The sequence below is a fragment of the Streptococcus sp. HMSC071D03 genome, assembly GCF_001812125.1.
Classification (GTDB): Bacteria; Bacillota; Bacilli; order Lactobacillales; family Streptococcaceae; genus Streptococcus; species Streptococcus pseudopneumoniae_N.
This window is the reverse complement of record NZ_KV807759.1, coordinates 1-225: the sequence shown is the minus strand read 5'-3', so window position 1 is coordinate 225 and position 225 is coordinate 1. Positions and strand designations below refer to the sequence as shown.

Annotated in this window: 1 protein-coding gene; it reads left to right on the top strand. The window is 40.9% G+C overall.

What is annotated here, in order from left to right; translation table 11 throughout:
- The coding region (locus HMPREF2837_RS11445; protein WP_222565295.1) for a thrombospondin type 3 repeat-containing protein at positions 1 to 225 on the top strand (225 nt) is incomplete at both ends.

Here is a 225-nt window from a genome sequence, read left to right as displayed (position 1 = left end):
AAGTTCCAGTAACTGTTAAAGTAGTAGATCCAAGTACACCAGAAGATCCATCAACTAAGGACTCAGACGGCGATGGCTTGACTGATAAAGAAGAAGCTGAAAAAGGAACAGATCCAAAAGATCCTAAGTCTAAACCAGAATCTAAACCAGAAGATCCATCAACTAAGGATACAGACGCAGACAAGAACACTCCAAAAGCTAAGGACCAAACTGTTAAACCAGGTG